This window comes from Phaeobacter sp. A36a-5a (genome assembly GCF_037911135.1).
In the GTDB taxonomy this organism is placed as follows: domain Bacteria; phylum Pseudomonadota; class Alphaproteobacteria; order Rhodobacterales; family Rhodobacteraceae; genus Phaeobacter; species Phaeobacter bryozoorum.
This window is the reverse complement of record NZ_JBBLYU010000001.1, coordinates 1,638,547-1,660,709: the sequence shown is the minus strand read 5'-3', so window position 1 is coordinate 1,660,709 and position 22,163 is coordinate 1,638,547. Positions and strand designations below refer to the sequence as shown.

The window sequence follows — 22,163 nt, the reverse complement described above, 5'->3', positions numbered from 1 at the left end:
CCATGGGTGATTTTGATCTTTCCGTCATCTGGAACAGCCTTCCTTTCCTGTGGCAGGGGCTGCAGCTGTCGCTGTGGCTCACCCTTCTGGCCGTGATCGGCGGCATCATTCTGGGCACGGGCCTCGCTATGATGCGGCTGTCGGGCATCGTCCCGCTTGCACTTGCCGCCGCCGGCTATGTGAACCTGATCCGCTCGGTGCCGCTGATCCTGGTTATCTTCTGGTTCTACTTCCTGGTGCCGCTGGCACTGGGCCGTCCGATCGGCGGCTTCTACTCGGCGCTGATCGCCTTTGTCATGTTCGAGGCGGCCTATTACTCGGAGATCATCCGCGCAGGCATCCAGTCGGTCCGCCAGGGGCAGGTCCATGCGGGGCAGGCCACCGGCCTCAGCTACTGGCAGATCCAGCGCTATGTGGTGCTGCCGCAGGCGTTCCGCAACATGATCCCGATCCTGGTCACCCAGGGCATCATCCTGTTCCAGGACACCAGCCTGGTCTTTGTCGTCAGCCTGCGCGACTTCATGACCGCCTCCTCCATCGTTGCCCGCACCGAGGGCCGGCTGGCGGAAATGTATATCTTCGCCGCCCTTGTCTACTTCACCATTTGCTTCGCCGGCTCGCTTCTGGTCCGGCGCCTTCAGAAGGCCAGAACCGCATGATCAGCATCGAAAACATTTCCAAACGCTACGGCGACTTCCAGGTGCTGACCGATTGCACCACCCATGTCGCCAAGGGGGAAGTCGTAGTGGTCTGCGGGCCGTCCGGTTCCGGCAAGTCGACCCTGATCAAATGCGTGAACGGGCTGGAGCCGGTTCAAGTGGGCCGCATCCGGGTCGAGGACGTGGAGGTCACCGCCAAGGGCACCAATCTGACAAAGCTGCGGGCGCGGATCGGTATGGTGTTCCAGCATTTTGAGCTCTACCCGCATATGAGCGTGCGTGAAAACCTGTGCCTGGGCCAGCAGAAGGTTCTGGGCCGCTCGCGCGACGAAGCCAACGCCAAGGCCGAGGCCCTGATCGGCCGGGTCGGTTTGCTGCCGCATATCGAGAAGTTTCCCGGCCAGCTCTCTGGCGGCCAGCAGCAGCGGGTGGCGATCAGCCGGGCGCTGGCGATGGATCCGATTGCGATGCTGTTTGACGAGCCTACATCAGCCCTTGACCCGGAGATGATCAACGAGGTGCTGGATGTGATGGTCGAACTGGCGCAAGACGGCATGACGATGATGGTTGTGACCCACGAGATGGGCTTTGCCCGCAAGGTTGCGGACCGGGTGGTGTTCATGGACGCCGGCAAGGTTGTTGAGGACCGCGCTACTGAGGAGTTCTTCGGAGACCCTGAAAGCGAACGGGCACAAGATTTCCTGAGCAAGATCCTGAATCACTAAGCTTGCCCGGCGAGATTTTACCGGCAGGTGTCTTGAGTTTTTGGCGCAAGTTCGAACAGCAACTTTCCGGGTATCGTCGTGAGGTTTCGTGCAGACAAGATTATTTCACCTCGTCATTGTATAGACCAGTCGCTGCGAAAAGGGCGGATATGAGTTGCACTTTAGGTGATTTTAGATGACCGCTTCAATGACAAGGGCTGCAATGCAGCGAGGAGTCCGCCGCGTGTGCAAAGCCATGCTGCGTCAGCGAACAGGAAGAACCCAAGGTCGGTTTTGTCCCGCATCCCTTCCGTTCGATGATGGTTGGTGGCTGCACCTGCGGCGAAGGTCTGCTCCTTTCATTGCTCGTGCAGCATGGGATCGCCGTCCGACTGCCAGCCCCCGAGATTTTGCAATGGTCACTAACTGCGCTCCGCCGCCTCCGGTGCAACCCGCAGAATCCCATGAAGCAACTTGGCCCTGCCGAGCGTCCGCTTCCGGGAATTTGGCCCCAGACCTTTGCACCTGCGGCGATACCAGCGCCGGGCCTGGCACGGCCGTCTGCTTTGGGCTGGCTGGTGTCATCTGGTAGCTTGAATGTGGTACGAGATCTACTGCAACCCTGCCGCCGCATCGCCGCAAGTCGGTAGTGAGCCCATATCTACCGGTGCTGCAATCAGCTCGAATGGCCGCATCGCTATTTTGCTGCGAATTTCGACCGTGAAAGCCGGTTGCCCCGTGTTTCAGGTGCGGACGTATTGGGACGCCGCGTCCTGGGCCGCTGAATAATCCCAGGCCGTACCGTTTGCCTTCATTGCATCATTGACCACCTGTTTCATGGCAAGCCGGTCCCAGACGTCGGATTTGATTTTCTCCAGATCGAAATAGCCGCCGGTGATTTCGCGGTTCAGCCTAGCTTCGATTTTGGTATAACCGGGATCGCCTGCCAGGTTGTTCCATTCACCGGGATCTTCCGCCAGGTTGTATAGCTGCGGCGCTGAGCCGTGGCAGTAATGATACTTCCAGTCGCCCAGCCGCACCATAAAGCTGGGGCGCATGATCCCTTCGCCGTGGTATTCGGAAATCACCGGAATGACATCAAGACCGGCCCCGTGAATGGCAGGCAGCAGGGATCGGCCTTCCAGCCGCCGCACCGGTTCCTGCCCGGCGATATCAATCAGGGTTGCGGGCAGATCCAGCAAGGAAACCGGTGTGCCGATTTGCCGGGGCTCAGCCCCCGGAATGTCTATGAACATCGGGATCCGGGCGGACCATTCATATAGGCCCCTTTTCTGGATCATGCCCTTTTCCCCCAGCATTTCACCGTGATCCGATGTGACGATGACGATCGTTTCTTCGCGGAGGCCGCTGTCTTCGAGAACCTCCAGAAGCTCGCCGATTTTGTCGTCTACATAATGGGCCAAGGCGGCAAAGCCGCGGCGCATCGCAATCAGGTTTGCCGGATCGCGGATCTCATCGCTCCGGATATGCAGCCCGTGCCAGCGGCGCAAAGCGAGATCATAGTCAGAATACCTGGCATCCATGTCATCAGGATAGTCAGGCAGCGGGATATCTGCATCCTTGTACCTCTCCCAGTACTTCTTAGGGACCTTGTAGGGCGGATGGGGGTTGGTAAAAGAGACTGTCAGCAGCCAGGGATTGCCCGGGGCGTTGCGCAGAAACTCCAGCGACTTGAAATGGGTCTCTTCGTCATATTGAAGCTCCTTCGACCAACCCGGCCCGATGTTTTCGGCCAGGTATTGCGGGGTGAAGTCAAAGGCTTTGAAGTTCGGATCGTTTTCCGGAGGCAGCGGGTAGGACCAGATGAACCCCGACGGATAAACGTCCGTATTCAGGCGGCGCTGGAACCCGTGCAGCTGATCGGCGCCGATGAAATGCATTTTGCCTGCCAAAACCGTCTCATACCCGGCATTGGTCAGGTAATGCGCAAAGGTCGGGATGAAACTGTGATAGGGGTCGCCATTGTCATAACAGCCGGTGGTCGAGGTATAGAGCCCGGTCATGAAACAGGACCGCGCGGGCACGCAGATCGGGCTGGGCGTATAGGCATTGGTGAAATTGGCCGAACGCCGGGCCAGCGCGGTCATGTTTGCCGTCCTCGCGCCAGTGCCGCCGCATGCCTCAAGCATGAAGGGCGTCATCTGATCGGCCATGATCAGCAGGATGTTCGGTTGTTTTGTCTTGGTCATGCAGAGGTCTCGCAGGGGCTGGTTGAGAAATCGGGAAAGAGATCCGGGGACAGAACGCCCGAAATGTGGCTGCACAAAAAACGCGCGTTGTCGCGGCGCATGGCGGATAGGATCCGGCGGCGGCTTGCCTTCAGCGCGGCCGCATCCGCCCAGACGGGGCACAGGGCGGGGTTGTCAATCTCGGCCCGCACATGAAATAGATCTGCCAGAAAAAACAGGACCTCGCCGTCCGAGGAAACACGCACCACGCGATGGCCCGCGGTTTCACCCGGGGCGTCGAGCAGGCGGATTTCCTCCGGCAAGGGTACGGCGCTTTCACCCAGGTCCAGCAATCCGCGCCGGTACAGCATTTCAAGTGACGCAGGGTCGGCGGCATCGCCATCGGCCCGTTGCGCTTCAGGTGTCAGCGTGCCGCCGGCCCAGTCTTGCGGCGGAAGAACATGCCGCGCCGTTGGGAAGGCAGGTTCATTACCGGGGCCGGCCACACCGCAGAAATGGTCGTGATGCCCATGTGTCAAAAGGATATGGGTGACACGCCCCGGGGAAATTCCGGCCTCCTCCAGGCGCTGCCCGATGCTGCCGCCTGCAGATCCGGTTTCCGGGTAGCACCGGGGATCGCAGGCATCGATCAGAACCGAAATGTCAGGCCCGCCGATATGCAGGCAGTTCACCGGCAGCCGTGTTTCGCCGCCCGCAACAGCCAGCGAGCCCGTCGGAAACCAGCGGCGCTGTTCGTCATAGATTTCACCCAGGGGCAGGACCGTGATACGCAGCGCCCCAACCTCAACCCTTTGCACCGGCCAGCCTGTCATCCTTCGACAGCCGCGCGGAATTTCCGGGCGTAATCGCCGCGGTTTTTCACAAACCACAAAGGTTGCTCAGGCTGCCACCAAAGCTTGTCCAGGGCGTTGTCCGGATAGCTGGCCGCAAAGAACGCCTGATCCTCCGGCGGCAGCACCTCTCGTGCACCCTTTGCCGCCGGGTTGGCCCCAAAGGCTGAGGCATACAATGCAGAACCGCTTGGAGTGTTGACCCAGGATATCCAGTCCTGCGCAGGGCCCGGGTCAGCCCTGGCGCTCAGGACAAAATTCTGCAGGTAGCAGTTTGCGCCCTCCGCCGGGGCGGCAAAGGCAAATGGCATTCCCTGCCGCGTCAGGGCCGCTATTGTCGTGTCCCAACTGTAGCCGATCACGCACCCGCCGGATCGGAACGCGTCAATGCCCTCCTCTTCACTGAACCAGAAGCGAGCGATATGGGCTGCATGCCCGCAAAGAAAGGCGCAGATGACATCGTAATTGGCAATCATCCGCTCCTCAAACGCATAGGAATCGTCAAACGGGAACGGCAGCTTCCCGGCACTTTCGAGCGCCCGCCCGGCGGCGACAAAGGCCGTGTCCTCGCGCAGGGTAAGCCGCCCGGCGAAAGCGGGGTCAAACAACTTCATCAGGCTGGCCTCTGCCCCGTCAAGCGGCGCTTTGCCGGTATGATGCCCGATGCCGGCCCCGCCCCAGAGATTGGGTGAACCATAGCGCTTGCCCTGAATGACCGTATGGGCATCGGCATGAAAGGCCGGATCAATCCGCCCATAGCCGATCCGGCCGTCATCCAGAGGGGCGATCAGCCCGCTGTCAAGCCAGCTGGCCAGCCTGTCGGTGGTCGGGCAGGCGATATCGAAGTCTTCGGACTGCGTCGCCGCGTGCATCTCGTCTTGGTTGCGCACCCCTCGGAACGAAACGGCAATTCCGCTGTCCCTGGTGAAGCTGTCAAAGGCCTTGCTCAGGCCCGTGTCATATCCTTGCCAGCCTAGAATTTTCAGCATGATCCAGCCCGCCTCGAAAGAAGTCAGGCACAAGATTTGCATGGCCCGGGGCCTCGCTGATGCGGTATCCTGCCGAAATGATATGGAATACCGCCAATGCCTCCTAAGAAGCTCGCAGTCTTTGCCGTTCACACCGGGTTTTCACTTTTTGGCTACGGAATCGCGCGTGACTTGATCCGCATGGCCAATGACACCGGCAGCAACGTACAGGTCGACGTGGCTACCGCTGCCTCCAACTCGGGTCCGGTGCGCAGTTCCTGCGGTGCGGTGGTCCTCGCTGATCACGGCTGGCCGGTGATTTCACGGGCCGATTATGTGTTCGTCTGTTCGTCCCGTGATCCGGGTTCGGAAGGCGCCCCAGCGGCCCTTCTGGCCGGTCTGCGGGAATGCCACCGCCATGGCGGCTGGGTCATTGGCCTTGGCACCAGTATCTTCGCCCTGGGCCAGGCGGGATTGCTGGCGGGCAGGCGGGCTGTGGCACATCCGGCGCAGCTTCCAGCACTGGAAACTGCGTTTGCCGAAACCTGTTTCACATTCCGGCCCTTTCTGATCGACCAGCGGATTGCAACCTGTGTCGGCGGAGATGCGGTGACAGACCTGATGCTTGAGCTGCTGTCGCAGGCCTTCGACCCTGCAATCGCCGAGAACGTCCGCAGGCATGTGCTGCTCAAACCTGAGCGTTCGGAAACCTTTGCTGCATCCATTGGACTAAAAGGTTCGCTGGAAAGTCTCGACCCGCGGCTCGCCCGCTATATTCAGCTGGTCGAGCAGACCCTCTCAGCCCCAAGGCCCTTGGACGAGATTTGCGCCGCAATCGCTACCTCCAGCCGGACGCTTTCACGGCTGACCCGCGCTGTGTTCGACTGCACCCCAGGCGAGCTGTCAGCCCGGATCCGGCTGAACTACGCCGCCGGCCTGCTGAAGTCTTCCTCCAAGAGCTTGCCGGATATCGCGGAAGCAAGCGGCTACCGAAGCACCCCCCATTTTTCAAAAGCCTTCAATGCGCATTTTAGAATGAGGCCGGGGAAGTACCGGACACTCCAAAAGCAGCCACTCGAGCAAAAAGAATGAATGGCAGAAAAATCCCGCTGTGTGTGAATTCACCAGGTCCAACACCTCGCAGTCGCAGCGAATGACCGGAACAGCGGGCCGCGCCGCAGCATGGTTGCTTCAAACGGCCGAGTTTGCAAATGACGCTTCCTGCGCTTTGCTGTCTCTGGCAGCCGTCCAGCTGCGCCCGCGTGCGGGAGGCTTAAGTGGCCTTTTGAGCAAGGCACCCGTTCCACAAAACAAGGCACCCGCTCCACAAAAAAGGACCGGAGCGCTGCGCCGGTCCTTTCCTTATGCTTGTCCGTTGACCTGTGGCGGTTTAGGCCAGCATCATCATCGGATTTTCAAGGTTGTCCTTGATCGCGTTCAGCAGTTCGGCGCCAAGTGCGCCGTCGATGACGCGGTGGTCGACGGACATGGTCACCGACATGACGGTGGCCACGGCCAGTTCGCCATCCGCACCGACAACCGGTTTCTTCACCCCTGCGCCGACGGCAAGGATGCCTGCGTGCGGCGGGTTCACGATGGCGTCGAAATTGTCGATGCCGAACATGCCGAGGTTGGAGATCGCAAAGCTGCCGCCCTGATATTCATGCGGCGCAAGCTTGCGGTCGCGGGCGCGTTTGGCGAGGTCTTTCATCTCCGTCGACAGCGTCGAGAGTGATTTGGTCTCGCTGTTTTGCAGAACGGGTGTGAACAGGCCGCCCTCGATCGCGACGGCGACCGCCACATCGGAGGCCTCCATCTTCAGTACGCGGTCACCGGCCCAGACGGCATTGGCATCCGGCACGGCCTGCAGCGCCAGGGCGCAGGCCTTGATGATGAAGTCGTTGACCGAGAGTTTGACGCCACGGCCCTCGAGCTGTTTGTTCAGCTCGCCGCGGAATTTCAGCAGGGCATCCAGCTGGATGTCGCGGCGCAGGTAGAAATGCGGCACCGTCTGCTTGGCCTCGGTGAGGCGGGCGGCGATGGTCTTGCGCATGCCGTCCAGTTTGACCTCCTCATAGCTGCGGCCTTCGTACATGCGGGCGACCTGATCGGCGGAGGGGCCTGTGGCGGCGGCGGCTGCGGCAGGGGCTGCGGCGGCTGCCGGAGTGGTTGCTGCCGGGGCGGCGGCGGCCTGCGGTCTGGCGTTTTCCACATCGGCCTTCACGATGCGGCCACGGGGGCCGGAGCCGGAGATGGCGGCCAGATCCAGCCCTTTGTCAGCTGCGATACGGCGCGCCAGGGGTGATGCAAAGATGCGGTTGCCATCGGCGCCCTGCGGGGCTGCGGGCGCGGGTGTTGCCGCAGCGGCGGCCTCTGCCGGCGCCGGGGAAGAGGCCGGGGCGGCTTCCTCGGACGCCGCCGGGGCGGCCTCGTCTGCCGCGGCGGCGGGGCCAGCCGGGGTGGCGCCGATGTCGTCGGCGCTTTCGCCCTCTTCCAGCAGCACGGCGATGGGGCTGTTGACCTTCACGCCTTCGCTGCCTTCGGGGATCAGGATCTTGCCGATCACCCCTTCGTCGACGGCTTCGAATTCCATCGTCGCCTTGTCGGTTTCAATCTCTGCCAGCAGGTCGCCGGAGGCGACGGTGTCGCCTTCCTTCACGAGCCATTTGGCGAGCGTGCCTTCCTCCATGGTGGGAGAGAGGGCGGGCATCAGGATTTCTGTGGGCATCGCTGTCTCTCCTTACCGGTAGGTCACTTGTTTCACCGCTTCGATCACCTCATCGGTGGTGACCAGCGCGTGTTTTTCGAGATTGGCGGCATAGGGCATGGGCACGTCCTTGCCGGTGCAGGTGATCACCGGGGCATCGAGGTAATCAAAGGCCTCCTGCATCACCACAGAGGAGATATAGCTGCCAACAGAGCCCTGCGGCCAGCCTTCCTCAACTGTAACCAGACGGTTGGTCTTCATCACCGATTTGATGATGGAGCCGGTGTCCATCGGGCGCAGGGTGCGCAGGTCGATGACCTCGGCGCTGATGCCATCCTCGGCCAGTTTCTCCGCCGCTTCCAGCGCATAGGTCATGCCGATGCCAAAGGAGACGATGGTGACGTCAGTGCCTTCCCGCCAGATCCGGGCCTTGCCAAAGGGAACGGTGTAATCATCCAGCTTCGGCACTTCAAAGGATTTGCCGTAGAGGATCTCGTTCTCGAGGAAGATCACCGGGTTGTTGTCGCGGATCGCGGTTTTCATCAGACCCTTGGCGTCGGAGGCGGAGTAGGGCATCGCCACCTTCAGGCCGGGGATCTGCATGTACCAGGCGGCGTAATCCTGGCTGTGCTGCGCGCCCACGCGGGCAGCGGCACCGTTGGGGCCACGGAACACCATCGGTGCCCCCATCTGACCGCCGGACATATAGAGCGTCTTGGCGGCAGAGTTGATGATGTGGTCAATCGCCTGCATGGCGAAGTTGAAGGTCATGAACTCCACAATCGGGCGCAGACCGCCAAAGGCCGCACCGGTGGCGATGCCGGCAAAACCATGTTCGGTGATCGGGGTGTCGATCACGCGCTTGGAGCCGAATTCGTCCAACAGACCCTGAGAGATCTTATAGGCGCCCTGATATTCGGCGACTTCCTCGCCCATCAGGAAGACATCGCCGTCGCGGCGCATTTCCTCGGCCATGGCGTCGCGCAGGGCTTCGCGGACCGTGGTCTGCACCACTTCGGTGCCCTCGGGCCAGTCCGGGGTGGTGTCCACCTCGGGTGCGGCGGGGGCTGCGGCAGCAGCGGCGGCGGTTGCGGGCGCCGCAGGTGCCTCTGCCGCCGGCGCTTCGCTTGTGGAGGGCGCGGATGCTGCGGGGGCCGCATCGGGGTCGTAGCTTTCGCCCTCTTCCAGCAGCACGGCGATCGGGCTGTTGACCTTTACGTTCTCGGTGCCTTCACCGATCAGGATCTTGCCGATGACGCCTTCGTCAACGGCTTCGAATTCCATCGTCGCCTTGTCGGTTTCGATCTCGGCCAGAATATCGCCGGAATTTACTGTATCGCCCTCTTTGACCAGCCATTTGGCCAGGGTGCCTTCCTCCATGGTCGGCGACAGGGCGGGCATCAGGATTTCAGTTGCCATATCGTATTACGTCCCCTCAGGCGGTTTCTTGCGGCAGCTCATCCGCATAAATATCGGTCCAGAGTTCATCGAGCGCCGGTTCCGGGCTCTCCTTGGCGAAGTCTGCGGATTTGTTGACGATGTCCTTGATCTCTTTGTCGATCACCTTGAGGTCGTCCTCGCTTGCATGTTTGCCGGTGAGCAGCATGTCGCGGACCTGTTCGATGGGATCGCGTTCCTCGCGCATTTTCTGCACCTCTTCGCGGGTGCGGTACTTGGCGGGGTCGGACATGGAGTGGCCACGGTAGCGGTAGGTCTTGACCTCAAGGATATAGGGGCCTTTGCCTGCGCGGCAGTGGGCGACGGCGCGTTCGCCAGCCTCTTTCACGGCCAGCACATCCATGCCGTCCACTTCCTCGCCCTTGATGCCGTAGGCTTCGCCGCGTTTCCACAGGGCGGGGGATTTGGTCGAGCGCTGCACCGAGGTGCCCATGGCGTATTGGTTGTTCTCGATCACGAAGACGACCGGCAGATCCCAGAGCTGGGCCATGTTGTAGGTCTCGTAGACCTGACCCTGGTTGGCGGCGCCATCACCGAAATAGGCGAATGTCACGCGGTCGTTGCCTTTGTATTTGTCGGAGAAGGCGAGGCCTGCGCCCAGTGGTACCTGCGCGCCGACGATGCCGTGGCCGCCGTAGAAGTGTTTCTCTTTCGAGAACATGTGCATCGAGCCGCCTTTGCCCTTTGAGTAGCCGCCTTCGCGGCCGGTCAGCTCGGCCATGACGCCGTTGGGGTCCATGCCACAGGCCAGCATATGGCCGTGGTCGCGGTAGGAGGTGACGCGTTTGTCGCCCTCTTCGGCGGCGGCCTCAAGGCCGACAACAACCGCTTCCTGTCCGATGTAGAGATGGCAGAAGCCGCCAATCAGACCCATGCCATAGAGCTGGCCGGCCTTTTCCTCGAATCGCCGGATCAGCAGCATCTCGCGGTAGTACTCGAGTAGCTCTTCGGCAGAAACGTTTGGTTTCTTGACACTTTTTCTCGCAGCCATAGTGGCGGGCTCCCCCTTAAGGCTAGATAGTTTAATGCTAAACTAGTTCATAATGGATTTTGTTACGTCATGCGAGTGTTATTATGACGTGCCGTCACCAAGGGGTAAAGGCGATGGTGTTTCACCAGTGTTTCAGCGGTGTTCCGGGGCGTTGACCTGAGGGCTGATCGGGGGCTGGCCTGCGGCGTGGGGTATCGGCTGGCATCGCGCGGCGCAGCCTTGCGCCCGCCGGACAGCAAAACGCCCGCGAGCGAGGCTGCGGGCGATCACATGTTTCAGAGCGGTCTGCGCCGGGGCGGCTGTTTAGCGGATGACGATTTCATCCGAGCGCAGCAGGCCCAGAACGGAGCGGGCCTGTTCATCCAGCAGGTCCAGATCGAGGTAATCATCGGACAGCCGGTGGGTGAGGTTCTCCATCTGCGCGGTCTCACGCTTCAGCTGGTCGAGATCCTGACGCAGCGCTTCCACTTCGGCCTGGATCTCGACCCGCCTGAACAACCCGAAATCCCCCTGCACGGCAGCGAAGGTGAAATATGCGCTCAGCGCGAATGCAATCGTGGAAAAGACGAATGCACCCAAAGAGGGTCGATTGGTTCGGGTCACGGTGATGGCCTGTATGATCTGCTGCTCAAGTCTCGCGCCGGTTTACCCGGCGTCTGCAACAATACTGCCACAGGCATCATGGTTTGTGAAAGGTGAAAATTGTTAATTATGAACATTCTGACGCAAAAACGCACCCCAACCGGATGGCAGGGGTGCGAGGTGTTAACAAGTGGTTAACGGATCTTGCGGGTCACCGCGATCTTAACCTTTTGGCGGCGATACCGGCCTCCGGCCTGCGACAGGTGGCAGATTCGGCTTAGCCCTCCAGTGCGGCGACGCCGGGCAGGGTCTTGCCCTCCATCCATTCCAGGAAGGCACCGCCCGCGGTGGAGATATAGGTGAAATCAGCCGCAGCCCCGGCCTGATTGAGGGCCGCAACGGTATCGCCGCCCCCCGCGACGCTGACCAGCGCACCGGATCTGGTCAGCGCGGCGGCCTGTTGTGCGGCGGCATTGGTGGCGGCATCGAAGGGCGCGATTTCAAAGGCGCCCATGGGGCCATTCCAGATCAGCGTTTTGGAGGCGGAGAGTGTATCGGCGACGGCAGCGACAGTCTGCGGGCCTGCGTCGAGGATCATCGCATCTGCGGGGCAGGCGTCGGCGGCGACGGTTTCATTGTCGGCCCCGGCCTTGAATTCGCGTGCGACGACGACGTCGACGGGCAGGATGATCTTGCAGCCTGCGGCCTCGGCTTTGGTCAGGATCTCGCGGGCGGTGTCGGCCATATCGTGCTCGCAAAGCGATTTGCCCACATCAATGCCCTGTGCGGCGAGAAAGGTATTGGCCATGCCGCCACCGATCACCAGATTGTCGACCTTGCCGACGAGGTTGCCCAGCAGTTCCAGTTTGGTGGAGACCTTGGCACCGCCAACCACGGCGGTGACCGGGCGCTGGGGTTGGCCGAGGGCTGCGTCAAGCGCTGTCAGCTCAGCCTCCATCAGACGACCAGCGCAGGCGGGCAGCAGACGGGCCAGCGCCTCGGTCGAGGCATGGGCGCGGTGGGCGGCGGAGAACGCATCGTTGCAATAAATATCGCCCAGCTGGGCCATCTCAGCCGCAAGAGCGGCGTCATTCTTCTCCTCGCCCGCGTGGAAGCGGGTGTTTTCCAGCAGCAGCACGGCACCTGCGGGCAGGCCCGCCAGCGCGGCCTCGGCAGCGGGGCCGCGACAATCGGCGGCAAAGGTCACCGGCGCGTCGAACGCGGCCTCAAGTGCTGGCACCAGCGGGCGCAGCGACATCTCTGCGACAACCTTGCCCTTGGGGCGGCCGAAATGGGCCAGCAGAATCGGGGTGCCGCCCTTGGCGAGGATATCCTTGACCGTTGGGGCGACGCGCTGAATGCGGGTGTCATCGGTGACGCGGCCATCCTCGACCGGGACATTGATATCGACGCGCACCAGAACGCGCTTGCCTGCCAGGTCCATCTTGTCGAGTGCGGTCCAGCCCATGATCATATCCTTCTGTTGGTCGCGTGTGTTGGTCGTGCTGTGCGAGGCCAGTCGCGCGGAGGCGGGCTGGCGCTGTTGGCGCGATGTTTCGGGGCTTTTTGCCGCCCAGTCAATGCTCCGTGACCAAAGCTCCCTTGGCAATCGGCGGCGCGGGGCTTAACTATCGGGCGAATGCAAAGCACAGGAGGGCCACATGGCCGAGATCAAGGATCCCGAAAACACCATCATCATGGAGCTGAAAGACGGCAAGGTGGTGATCGAGCTGCTGCCCGATGTGGCCCCCCAGCACAGCGCACGCATGAAAGAGCTGGCCCGTGGCGGTGAATATGACAATGTGGCGTTTCACCGGGTGATCGACGGCTTTATGGCGCAGACCGGCGACGTGCAGCACGGCGATATGGAAGACGGGTTCAACCTGCGCATGGCAGGCACCGGCGGCTCTGACCTGCCGAATGTGCCGGCGGAATTCTCCAAGCTGCCGCATGACCGTGGCACGCTGGGCGCGGCGCGCTCCGCCAACCCGGATTCGGCCAATTCGCAGTTCTTCATCAACTTCAAGGACAACCATTTCCTGAACGGTCAGTACACGGTCTATGGCCGCGTGATCGAAGGTATGGAACATGTCGATGCGATCACCCGTGGCGAGCCGCCTGCGAACCCCGACCGCATGATCAGCGTCAAGGTGGCAGCCGATGTATAAGCTGGCAGCGGTATTTGCGCTGATGGCGGGGCCTGCGCTGGCCAGCGGTCTGGAGATCGCGGTCGAAGGCGAGGGCGCCAATGGCACCATCAAGATCGACCTGTTCGAGGATGTGGCCCCCAAACATGTCGAGCAGATCACTGCGCTGGCAGCCGAGGGCAAATATGATGGCGTGGTGTTTCACCGCGTGATCGAAGGCTTTATGGCGCAGACCGGTGATGTGGAATTCGGCAAGCTGGGTGGCGATATGCGCCGCGCAGGCATGGGCGGTTCCGAGCGCTCGGACCTGCCGGCCGAATTCTCCGATCTGGAGTTCGATCGCGGTGTCGTCGGCATGGCCCGCTCACAGGATCCCGACAGCGCCAATTCGCAGTTCTTCATCATGTTTGCGCCGGGGCATTTCCTCAATGGTCAGTACACCATTGTGGGCAAGGTGACCGAGGGCATGGATGTGGTTGACGCGATCAAGCGCGGCAGCAGCAGTCAGAACGGCGCCGTTGTCGGCCAGCCCGATGTGATGAAAACCGTCACAGTGACTGAGTGATCCTGCGATCCGGCCTGCCGGATTGACCTGATATATATTGCAACGGCCCGTACCCTGCGTGGTGCGGGCCGTTTGCCGTTTCAGCCAGGGATACGCACGCCTGTCACGGGCTTGTGCGGTGCATGTGAGGGGATTTTGCGGCAGGCTGTGCGCCTCAAGATCAGTTGCGAAGCTGGTCGCAAGTCAAGGGGGAGCGCAGAGATGTCACGGCTGGCGATAGGGAAACGGGATCCGCTGCGCGTCGGGACGGTCGGCGCTGTGCTGGCGGCTTTGCTGGTGATGCTGGGCGCTGTTGCGGCGGCGGCTGATCCGGCGCAATGGGCGCGGGAGTGGCCGCAGACCGATTTCAGCCGCTCCGCCGTGGCCAGCTGGGATGAGATCAAATCCGGTGGTCCGCCAAAGGATGGCATTCCGGCGCTGAGCGATCCGGCGTTTCACCCCGCGGCGCAGGTGACGGGGCTGAGCCCCGCCGAACCGGTGGTGGTGCTGGATCTGCCCGGACAGGCGGCGCGGGCCTATCCGCTGCGCTATCTGATCTGGCATGAAATCGTCAATGACCGGGTCGGTGGCACGCCGGTTGCGATCACCTATTGTCCCTTGTGCAATTCCGCCATGAGCTTTGACCGGCGGGTGGCTGGCCGCACCCTGAGCTTTGGCGTCACCGGCAAGCTGCGCCAGTCCGATATGGTGATGTATGACCGCGAGAGCGAGAGCTGGTGGCAGCAGGCCACGGGCACCGGCATCGTGGGCGAAATGACGGGCCGGGAGCTGCGGCAGCTGCCGAGCTGGCTGGACAGCTGGCAGGCATTTCGCGCCGCCTACCCAGAGGGTCTGGTGATGGCTGAGCCACGCCACAACCGCAGCTATGGCCGCAATCCCTATCAGGGCTATGACCGGTCGAACTGGCCGTTTCTATATGATGGCGCGCCGCCGCCCCATGGTATCGCGCCGCTGGCGCGCGTGGTGCGGGTGGGGGACCGGGCCTGGCCCCTGGCGCGCTTGGCCAAGGCCGGGGAAATCCGCGAGGCGGGGGTGGTCCTCAGCTGGCGGGCCGGGCAGGCCTCGGCGCTGGATGCCGGGCAGCTGGGCAAGGGGCGCGACGTTGGATCGGTGCGGGTGCGGGGACAGAACGGTGCGGATCTGGCCCATGATGTGATGTTTGCCTTTGCCTATCATGCTTTCTGGCCCAAGGGGCGCTGGATGCTGGAGTGAGGGGGCGATGCACAACCGAGTTCTGCCCGAAAAAGAGGGCGCACCGGCGAAGGCGCGCCCATAGCCATATTCTGAGAGCGGTATCTAATCAGAACAGGAAGTTATCGGTGTCCATTAGCTGATCGACGGTCACGTCTTCGACCAGCAGGGAGACATTGGCGAAGGTGACGCGCACATCCGCGCCGAGCTGTGCAAATCCAAGGTGATCGATGCGGGGTGCACCGCGGGTGATCTCGATCACATCCTCGCCAAGGCGGAAATCGGTGATGGTGTCCTGACCGGAACCACGGCCAAAGACAAAACTGTCGGCACCGCTGCCGCCGGTCAGGCGGTCATGGCCGGACTGACCGATGAGCCGGTCGGCGCCGTCGCTGCCAAACAGCGTGTCATGCCCGCGCCCGCCCAGCAGGAGATCATCGCCGGCATCGCCGCGCATCACGTCGTGGCCACCGCCGCCGCTGAGCCGGTCGCTGCCGGTACCGGCGGTCATCGTGTCATTGCCGCGCCCACCGGTCAGGCTGTCATCGCCGGTCCCGCCGGTGATCAGATCGCGCCCGTTGCCACCGTCAAGCCGGTCATTGCCGTCGCCGCCATCAAGCGTATCGGCGCCACTACCGGCCCTCAGCGTGTCGTGGCCTGCGTTGCCGTCAAGGCTGTCGTGGCCGCTGCCGCCAATCAGCAGGTCATTGGCATTTTCGGCCGGGCCAATCTCGTTGTCGCCACGCAGGGTGTCATTGCCAGCGCCGCCGATCAGCGTGTCATTGCCAAGACTGCCACGCAGGTTGTCGTGACCGGCCTCACCGGAGAGGTGATCGTCCCCCAGCTCGCCGTCGAGGAAATCATTGTTGCGCCCGCCCGACAGGGTGTCGGCGCCGGTGCCGCCCAGCAGGAAATCCTTGCCCGCGCCGCCGGTGATGCTATCATTGCCGCCCCGGCCATGGATCATGTCGGAGCTGTTGCTCTCCGCCGCGTTTCGGGTGGTCAGGATATCGTCGGCGCTGCCGCCTTCCTGAATATGCAGGGTCTGGGTGGCGAGGCGCACCGTCTCCACGCTGAGCAGCAGGTCCTGTCCGGCCCGCGTCGTGAGCTGCGCGCCTGCGATGTCGTCAAAGGCAAAGCTGTAGCTGGTGATCCCCTCCGCCAGTCGCAGCTCATCCTCGCCGGGGCCGCCGATGATGGTATCATTGCCGCCGCCTGCCTGAATGGTGTCGTTGCCACCAAACCCCTGGATCCGCTCGCCACCGTTCCAGGCCGAGGTGATGGTGTCATCGCCCGCCAGCGCCAGTGCCAGCAGCGAATAAAGGTCACTGGTGGCAATCATCTGCGAGGGCAGGCTGAAGCCGCTGACCGACAGGATCAGGGTCTGGTGGTGGAACAGGGCAAAGCTGTTGAGCGGGCTGTCCGCAGTCAGATTGCCGGTCTCGTCAAAGGTGAACCTGCCCTGAAACACCAGCACAAAGTCGCGGTATTGCACGGCGATCTGGGTCTCGGATGTGCTGAGAACAGCCACTTTGGTAAAGTCGAAGTCATTGAAATCAAACGGCGGCGCCATATTTGACGCGGCCGCTACAAAAAGCTCTGCCATGGTCTGACCTGCTGCCTGAATGCCCGTTGCATCTTTTTGATGCTTTTGTCGGAAACCTAGGGGGCGGGTCTGGATCGGGGAAGTCTCGGGTTAACGAATAATTAACCTTTGTTAATTCTGTTGCGAAAACTCTGCACCGTGTGCACGGCGGACTTGTCGCCTGCGGTATTGAAAAAGGCGCCCCGATTGGGGGCGCCCTTGGTCAGTGCTGATCTGCGATATCGCTCAGAAGAGGAAATTGTCCGCCGCCTCGATCTGCTCAAGCGTGCTGTTCTCGACCAGAATGGTGACATCGGCAAAGGCAATCTGAACATCGGCGCCCAGCTGGGTGAAGGTGAGATCCTCGACCCCATCCGCGCCACGCCCGATCTGAATAAGATCCTCGCCGAGGGTGAAATCGGTGATGACATCGCTGCCATAGCCACGATGGAAGACAAAGGTATCGGCGTGAGCGCCGCCGGTCAGCGTATCGTCACCCTCCTGACCGATCAGCCGGTCGCTGCCGCCATCACCATAGAGGCGGTCGTCTCCCTGGCCGCCCAGGAGTGTATCCTGGCCGGAGTTGCCGCGCAGGAGGTCGTGACCTGACTGACCGCGCAGCTGGTCATTCCCGCCGCCGCCGATGAGTTTGTCACCGTGGGACCCGCCGACGATAATATCGTCGCCAAGATCGCCAGCCAGCCAGTCACGCCCGGTGCCGCCAAGCAGGAGATCATCCCCATCGCCGCCTTTCAGCGTGTCATGGCCCGTGCCGCCGAGCAGGCGATCGTTGCCTTCTTCGCCCAGCAGCATGTCGCGCCCGGAGAGGCCAGAGAGCGTATCGGCGCCACGTCCACCAAGCATCATGTCGCTGGTCAGCTGGGCATCCTGATCGCCGCTCAGCGTGTTGTCGAAACTGCTGCCGGTGCGCAGCGCGAAGCTGCGGTTGGCAAATTGCAGTTGTTCGATCGACACCAGCGTGTCGCGGCCATCGGCGGACTCCAGCGTGATGGTTCCATAGAAGGACGACGCGGAAGCGCGGCCAAAATTGTCGTTGATGATCAAACGATCGGTGCCAGTGCCGCCATTTACATAGTCATTGCCGGTGCCAAGGCTGATGACATCGTCGCCGCCATAGGCCAGCCAGCGGTTGCCCTCGGTCATGTTGGAGGTGATGGTATCATCACCGGTCAGCAGCGCAGCTTCGAGAGCGCTGCCGCTGGACGAGGCGAACCGATAGAAGTTCATCGAAAATTCGCTGAAGGAATAGACCGTTGTCCTGCCGGTCGCCACGGACATGGAGTTCACGGTCCACAGGTAGGGAGAGGATGAGGCGAAGGTTCCGGTCAGGGTGACCGAGGTATCACTGGGGGAGGTAAAGTACAGCCGGTTGCTGGTTCGGCTACTCAGGCTGAGACCTGAATACCCAAGATCGTTGATGCCATCCAGGGTCAGCGTTCCGGTGGGATCATTTACAGTAAAAATTGCCATAACAGAAAGAGATCCTGATGAGAGATGCAGCAGACCAAATGCCTGCAACTTTAACGGTCTCGTACAGTGAGCAACCTATGCCTGCAAGATCCGCGCCTAAGAATCGCGCTGCATTCACCGGGCGACGTCGCGTCCGCATGCTGGGATAGTCGGGTCAGACGGGCAGATGACCATGGCGCAGCAAAAACGCCGCAGGCGGAACCTGCGGCGTTGATTTTTTGTCGATACGGCCAATGGAAGGCTCGGATCAGCCCTCGGCTTTATGCGCGGCGGTGGCTGCGGAGACGGCGGCGGAGGGGGCCGGTGCCGGGGCTGCGGCGCGGGGCGCTGCGGCTTTGCCGGGGTTCAGCGGGTCGTCCTGACGCTGCACGGAGCCTTCGAAATGGGCGCCGCTTTCGATTGCGATGGTCTTGTGGATGATGTCGCCTTCGACGCGGGCGGTCGAGGTCAGGCGCACCTTCAGGCCGCGCACACGACCGACGATGCGTCCATTGATCACCACGTCATCGGCGGTCACTTCGCCCTTGATGGTGGCGCTTTCGCCAATGGTCAGCAGATGGGCGCGAATATCGCCTTCGACGGTGCCTTCGACCTGGATATCGCCGGTGGTCTTGAGGTTGCCGGTGATGTGCAGATCCGAGCTGAGCACGGAGGCCGGTGGCTTGGCCTTGGGCGCGGTGGCCTTGAAATCGCTGGCGGGCGGAACCGGAGCGGAAGACGGCGCAGGTGCCGCAGGGGTTGCTTCGGCCGCTTTCTGGCCGGGCTCGTTGATTTTGCTTTTAGAAAACATTTCTCGCAGCCTTGATATAGATCATCGGGTTTACGGGGTTGCCATTGACCCGAACCTCGTAGTGGAGGTGGGTCCCGGTGGACCGTCCGGTGTTACCCATATCAGCAATGTGATCCCCGCGCGAGACCCTTTGACCGACCTTCACGCGGAGTTTCGAATTATGGGCATATTTCGTCTCAATGCCAAAGGCATGTTGAATTGTCACAAGTTTTCCGTAGCCGGATTGCCAGCCGGCATGAGTCACCACGCCATCGGCGGTGGCAAAGATATCGGTGCCGGTCTGTCCGGCGAAATCGGAGCCTTTGTGCAGGCGGCGGCCGCCGGTTTTGGGGTCGCGACGATAACCAAAGCCGGAGCTGCGGCGCACCAGGTTGAGGTTCACCGGCGAGGCGAAAGGCGCCTTCTGCGCGGCCAGCCGATAAAGGTTCAGCTGGTTCATCTGGTGCAGCAGGTCGTTGGCTCTGCGCTCTTCGCGGGTGGGTTCCTCACCGCGCGTGGACAGGGCTAAAGGGCTGAGCGGACCGCCCTGACCGCTGTAACCGCGCCGAACCTGTTCAAGGATACGGTCGGTGGGCATTCCGGCGCTGCGGAACATCTTGTCGAGGGGGGCGACGGAGACTTCCATCGCCTCTTCCAGCTGGCGGAAGATCTGATCGTTGCGCTCATCCATCAGCCGCAGTTCCAGCTCCAGCGCGTCGCGCTGTTCAAGCGCGGATTGGGCATTGGCTTCGATCTGGTCACGCTCCGCGGCGGTTTCGGCCAGCGCCTCGGCCATGAATTCCATCTGCACGGGCGCGCTGACGGCCATCAGCTGGGCCGGGCTGTCGGCGGCGGTTTCCTGTTTCAGCGCGGCGAGGGCGTCGCGGGCGGCTTCGCGATCCTTCATGGTCTGGCGCAGAGTGGTCTGGATCACCTCGATGCCGGTTTCCAGCTCACGGCGGCGGGTCTCGGAGGCCAGCAGCTCGGATTGCATGGAGGAAATCTGCGTCAGAGCGGCGTTGAACCGTTCCTGGGCGGCCAGCGCCTCGGCGGCGCGGTCGTTGCGCTCGCTCGACAGCGCATTGAGCCGCGCACGATAGGTCATCTGGTCGCGCTTGGCCTGTTCGCGGAAATTGCCGGAGCCGATGCTGTCCATCAGCACGATGGCGGTGGCGACGATGGACCAGGCCACCAGCAGCGCCATGCCGGCAAAGGCGATGAGCTGGGTTTCGGAGCGCAGCCGGATGAAACGGGTATCCGTGTCGGATTTGAGGAACACACGTCGCTCCGGGAAACGACGTTCAAGAAATGCGTGAATTTTGATTGCCAGACGTGTTCGCACGCTTTGGTCCTTGTCCTGCCCCAGTTGTCGCACTGCCTGTACCGGCGCTCCTCCTGCCGGTGTGACGGTCGGTTCCGGTCCCCCTCGGAGCGCCCCTGTCGCAGTGCCTGGACGCGCAGATACGCGCCATGGCGAAAGGGAATAGCCAGCCGGAGGAATTTGGGCAAGCCTGTTGGCCCGGTGTTCGGCGGGAGGGCGCGGAAACCGCGCGGCAGGGCGAAGATCAGCGGGTGAATGAGCGAAAAATCGCCGATAGCCGCCCGATCCGGGGTGTGAGGCCGGTAATGGGGCTGCGGCGGTTGGCCTGCCGACACGGGGCAGGCTTACCGGATCGGAGGGGTGTTCAGGTCAGGTTTCTGGACCGTCTGCGGCGTCCTGCGCAGGCCGCTGGGAGTGCGCGTTATTGGCCACTTCGCGGAGCCGATGGCGCCGCGCCCCGCGCCTGTTGCGGCTGTGGGTGGCCTAGCGCAGGGCCGGGGGCTTCATCGGGATATCTTCGGTGAGCGGCCAGTAGAAATCGGGCGGAATGCCGGCCTCGGCACGTTTTTCCTCGTTGAAGGGCGGTTTCAGATGGCCATGAAAATATCGACCGACGAGATCGTGAAAGACGTCTTTCGGGTCCAGATTGTCGCGCCCGCAGAGGAAATGGAACCATTTCGATCCATAGGCCACATGACTGACCTCTTCGGCGTAGATCACCTCCAGCGCATCAACCGCCTGGGTGAGCTTGGCCTTGCGGAAAATCTCGATCATGCCGGGGGTCACATCCAGGCCGCGCGCCTCAAGCACCATCGGCACGACGGCGAGCCGACCCATCAGATCCTCGGCGGTGTCCTCGGCGGCGCGCCACATGCCGGCATGGGCCGGAAGATCTCCGTAATGGCTGCCCAGTGCCTCAAGACAATCACACATCAGATTGAAATGTTTGGATTCTTCATCTGCCGCCTTGACCCAGTCGTCAAAGAAGCCAAGCGGCATCGGCACATGAGAAAAGCGGGCGATGATGTCCCAGTGCAGATCCACCGCATTCAGTTCGATATGGGCTACCGCATGTAGCAGCGCCTTGCGGCCGGCCTCTGACCCGGGGCGGCGGCGCGGCACATCGCGGGGGTTCAGCAGCTCCGGGCGCTCGGGGCGGGCCGGGTGCAGCGGCGGGTTGGCGGTGCCGATCTCGATCTTATCCGCATCACCGGCGCGCGAGGCAAACCAGTGCGCGGCGTGGCGACGCGACAGCGCGGTTTTCTCGCGCCCGTCGGCGGTGGTCAGCACCTGCTGCGCCATCTGCGCAAGGGTGAGCGGGGCGGTGGTCTCGGCTGTGGTCTGCGGGGCGTCGCTGGTCATCTGGGCGGGTCCGTTACTGGCGGTGGGCTGCTCTTGTCCCTCCCTGCCACCGGCGGCTGTGGCGCGCAACCCGATAGGCGGCCCCGCGTCAGGCCGATCTGGATCAGCGGGGCGGCCGGCACGGTGGGCGGAATGGCTGGCGGGATGGGGCCGCGTTCAGAGCGCCTGCGCCGCCTCCAGCACCTCGGCGACATGGCCGTCAACCTTCACCTTGCGCCAGATCCGGGCGATATTGCCCTCGGCATCGATGAGGAAGGTCGAGCGTTCGATCCCCCAGTGTTTCTTGCCGTACATGTTCTTTTCTTTCCAGACGCCATAATCCTCGCAGGTGGTGCCGTCGGCGTCGGACAGAAGCGGCGTGGTCAGCCCGTGTTTGGCGACAAATTTGTCGTGTTTGGCAACCGGATCCTTGGAGATGCCATAGACCACGGTTCCGGCATCGGCAAAGGCCTGCAGGTGCTCGGAAAATCCGATGGATTCCTTGGTGCAGCCCGGGGTATCATCGCGGGGGTAGAAAAACAGGACAACGGCCTTGCCGCGCAGCTCCTCCAACGTCACGGTGCCACCGCCGTCGCGGGGCAGGTTAAAGGAGGGCGCTGGGTCTGAGGGGGCGAGCATAAGTT

At 62.3% G+C, this 22,163-nt stretch carries 20 protein-coding genes; 6 read left to right on the top strand and 14 right to left on the bottom strand.

Annotated elements, in window-relative coordinates; all coding sequences use genetic code 11:
- The first annotated feature begins 2 nt into the window (after positions 1-2).
- Positions 3-659: an amino acid ABC transporter permease gene (locus WLQ66_RS07695; RefSeq protein WP_340545760.1), complete on the top strand. Its 657-nt coding sequence runs from the start codon at positions 3-5 to the stop codon at positions 657-659.
- A complete protein-coding gene (locus WLQ66_RS07690; RefSeq protein WP_340545759.1) occupies positions 656-1,384 on the top strand; it encodes an amino acid ABC transporter ATP-binding protein in 729 nt (242 codons plus the stop codon). The genes WLQ66_RS07695 and WLQ66_RS07690 overlap by 4 nt, the downstream gene beginning before the upstream one ends.
- Positions 1,385-2,106: 722 nt before the next feature.
- Here the strand turns inward: WLQ66_RS07690 and WLQ66_RS07685 are convergent.
- The 3 genes from WLQ66_RS07685 to WLQ66_RS07675 are packed head-to-tail and all read right to left on the bottom strand — an operon-like array spanning position 2,107 to position 5,392.
- Positions 2,107-3,573 (bottom strand): sulfatase-like hydrolase/transferase, encoded by a 1,467-nt coding sequence (locus WLQ66_RS07685; protein WP_340545758.1) that lies wholly within the window; start codon positions 3,571-3,573, stop codon positions 2,107-2,109.
- Positions 3,570-4,385, bottom strand: a complete 816-nt coding sequence (locus WLQ66_RS07680) for an MBL fold metallo-hydrolase (RefSeq protein WP_340545757.1) — start codon at positions 4,383-4,385, stop codon at positions 3,570-3,572. The genes WLQ66_RS07685 and WLQ66_RS07680 overlap by 4 nt, the downstream gene beginning before the upstream one ends.
- Positions 4,382-5,392, bottom strand: a complete 1,011-nt coding sequence (locus tag WLQ66_RS07675) for an extracellular solute-binding protein (RefSeq protein ID WP_340545756.1) — start codon at positions 5,390-5,392, stop codon at positions 4,382-4,384. The genes WLQ66_RS07680 and WLQ66_RS07675 overlap by 4 nt, the downstream gene beginning before the upstream one ends.
- Before the next feature lie 180 nt (positions 5,393-5,572).
- On the opposite strand from WLQ66_RS07675, the gene WLQ66_RS07670 reads away from it, so the two are divergent.
- Positions 5,573-6,463 carry a GlxA family transcriptional regulator gene (locus tag WLQ66_RS07670; RefSeq protein ID WP_340545755.1) on the top strand — a complete coding sequence of 297 codons (891 nt, stop codon included), beginning with the start codon at positions 5,573-5,575 and terminating at the stop codon, positions 6,461-6,463.
- A 298-nt stretch (positions 6,464-6,761) separates the two neighbouring features.
- Here the strand turns inward: WLQ66_RS07670 and WLQ66_RS07665 are convergent, their stop codons facing one another.
- The 5 genes from WLQ66_RS07665 to WLQ66_RS07645 form a co-directional block, all read right to left on the bottom strand.
- Complete coding sequence (locus tag WLQ66_RS07665) at positions 6,762-8,099, bottom strand: pyruvate dehydrogenase complex dihydrolipoamide acetyltransferase (RefSeq protein WP_340545754.1); 1,338 nt, start codon at positions 8,097-8,099, stop codon at positions 6,762-6,764.
- 12 nt (positions 8,100-8,111) lie between these two features.
- Positions 8,112-9,497, bottom strand: a complete 1,386-nt coding sequence (locus WLQ66_RS07660) for a pyruvate dehydrogenase complex E1 component subunit beta (protein WP_340545753.1) — start codon at positions 9,495-9,497, stop codon at positions 8,112-8,114.
- A 16-nt stretch (positions 9,498-9,513) separates the two neighbouring features.
- Positions 9,514-10,527 carry a pyruvate dehydrogenase (acetyl-transferring) E1 component subunit alpha gene (gene pdhA, locus WLQ66_RS07655; RefSeq protein ID WP_340545752.1) on the bottom strand — a complete coding sequence of 338 codons (1,014 nt, stop codon included), beginning with the start codon at positions 10,525-10,527 and terminating at the stop codon, positions 9,514-9,516.
- A 303-nt stretch (positions 10,528-10,830) separates the two neighbouring features.
- Positions 10,831-11,130, bottom strand: a complete 300-nt coding sequence (locus WLQ66_RS07650) for an FtsB family cell division protein (RefSeq protein WP_340545751.1) — start codon at positions 11,128-11,130, stop codon at positions 10,831-10,833.
- Positions 11,131-11,386: 256 nt separating this feature from the next.
- On the bottom strand, positions 11,387-12,577 hold the full coding sequence (locus WLQ66_RS07645; RefSeq protein WP_340545750.1) for a phosphoglycerate kinase: 1,191 nt from the start codon (positions 12,575-12,577) through the stop codon (positions 11,387-11,389).
- A 193-nt stretch (positions 12,578-12,770) separates the two neighbouring features.
- Between WLQ66_RS07645 and WLQ66_RS07640 the strand changes: the two genes are divergently transcribed.
- The 3 genes from WLQ66_RS07640 (at position 12,771) to WLQ66_RS07630 (ending at position 15,033) form a co-directional block, all read left to right on the top strand.
- Positions 12,771-13,277: a peptidylprolyl isomerase gene (locus tag WLQ66_RS07640; protein WP_340545749.1), complete on the top strand. Its 507-nt coding sequence runs from the start codon at positions 12,771-12,773 to the stop codon at positions 13,275-13,277.
- Positions 13,270-13,821, top strand: a complete 552-nt coding sequence (locus WLQ66_RS07635) for a peptidylprolyl isomerase (RefSeq protein ID WP_340545748.1) — start codon at positions 13,270-13,272, stop codon at positions 13,819-13,821. Before WLQ66_RS07640 ends, WLQ66_RS07635 begins: the two co-directional genes overlap by 8 nt.
- Positions 13,822-14,100: 279 nt before the next feature.
- The gene (locus tag WLQ66_RS07630) at positions 14,101-15,033 is read left to right on the top strand and encodes a DUF3179 domain-containing protein (protein WP_340546322.1); all 933 of its coding nucleotides are present in this window, start codon (positions 14,101-14,103) and stop codon (positions 15,031-15,033) included.
- Positions 15,034-15,121: 88 nt separating this feature from the next.
- Here the strand turns inward: WLQ66_RS07630 and WLQ66_RS07625 are convergent, their stop codons facing one another.
- The 6 genes from WLQ66_RS07625 to WLQ66_RS07600 form a co-directional block, all read right to left on the bottom strand.
- Positions 15,122-16,618: a calcium-binding protein gene (locus WLQ66_RS07625; protein WP_340545747.1), complete on the bottom strand. Its 1,497-nt coding sequence runs from the start codon at positions 16,616-16,618 to the stop codon at positions 15,122-15,124.
- A 225-nt stretch (positions 16,619-16,843) separates the two neighbouring features.
- Positions 16,844-18,088, bottom strand: coding sequence for a calcium-binding protein (locus WLQ66_RS07620; RefSeq protein ID WP_340545746.1), 1,245 nt, complete (start codon positions 18,086-18,088; stop codon positions 16,844-16,846).
- Between the two features lie 247 nt (positions 18,089-18,335).
- Positions 18,336-18,878, bottom strand: coding sequence for a bactofilin family protein (locus tag WLQ66_RS07615; protein WP_340545745.1), 543 nt, complete (start codon positions 18,876-18,878; stop codon positions 18,336-18,338).
- A complete protein-coding gene (locus WLQ66_RS07610; RefSeq protein ID WP_340545744.1) occupies positions 18,868-20,199 on the bottom strand; it encodes a DUF5930 domain-containing protein in 1,332 nt (443 codons plus the stop codon). The genes WLQ66_RS07615 and WLQ66_RS07610 overlap by 11 nt, the downstream gene beginning before the upstream one ends.
- 462 nt (positions 20,200-20,661) lie before the next feature.
- The gene (locus tag WLQ66_RS07605) at positions 20,662-21,540 is read right to left on the bottom strand and encodes a ferritin-like domain-containing protein (protein ID WP_340545743.1); all 879 of its coding nucleotides are present in this window, start codon (positions 21,538-21,540) and stop codon (positions 20,662-20,664) included.
- Positions 21,541-21,696: 156 nt separating this feature from the next.
- Positions 21,697-22,158: a peroxiredoxin gene (locus tag WLQ66_RS07600; protein WP_340545742.1), complete on the bottom strand. Its 462-nt coding sequence runs from the start codon at positions 22,156-22,158 to the stop codon at positions 21,697-21,699.
- Positions 22,159-22,163: the final 5 nt, after the last annotated feature.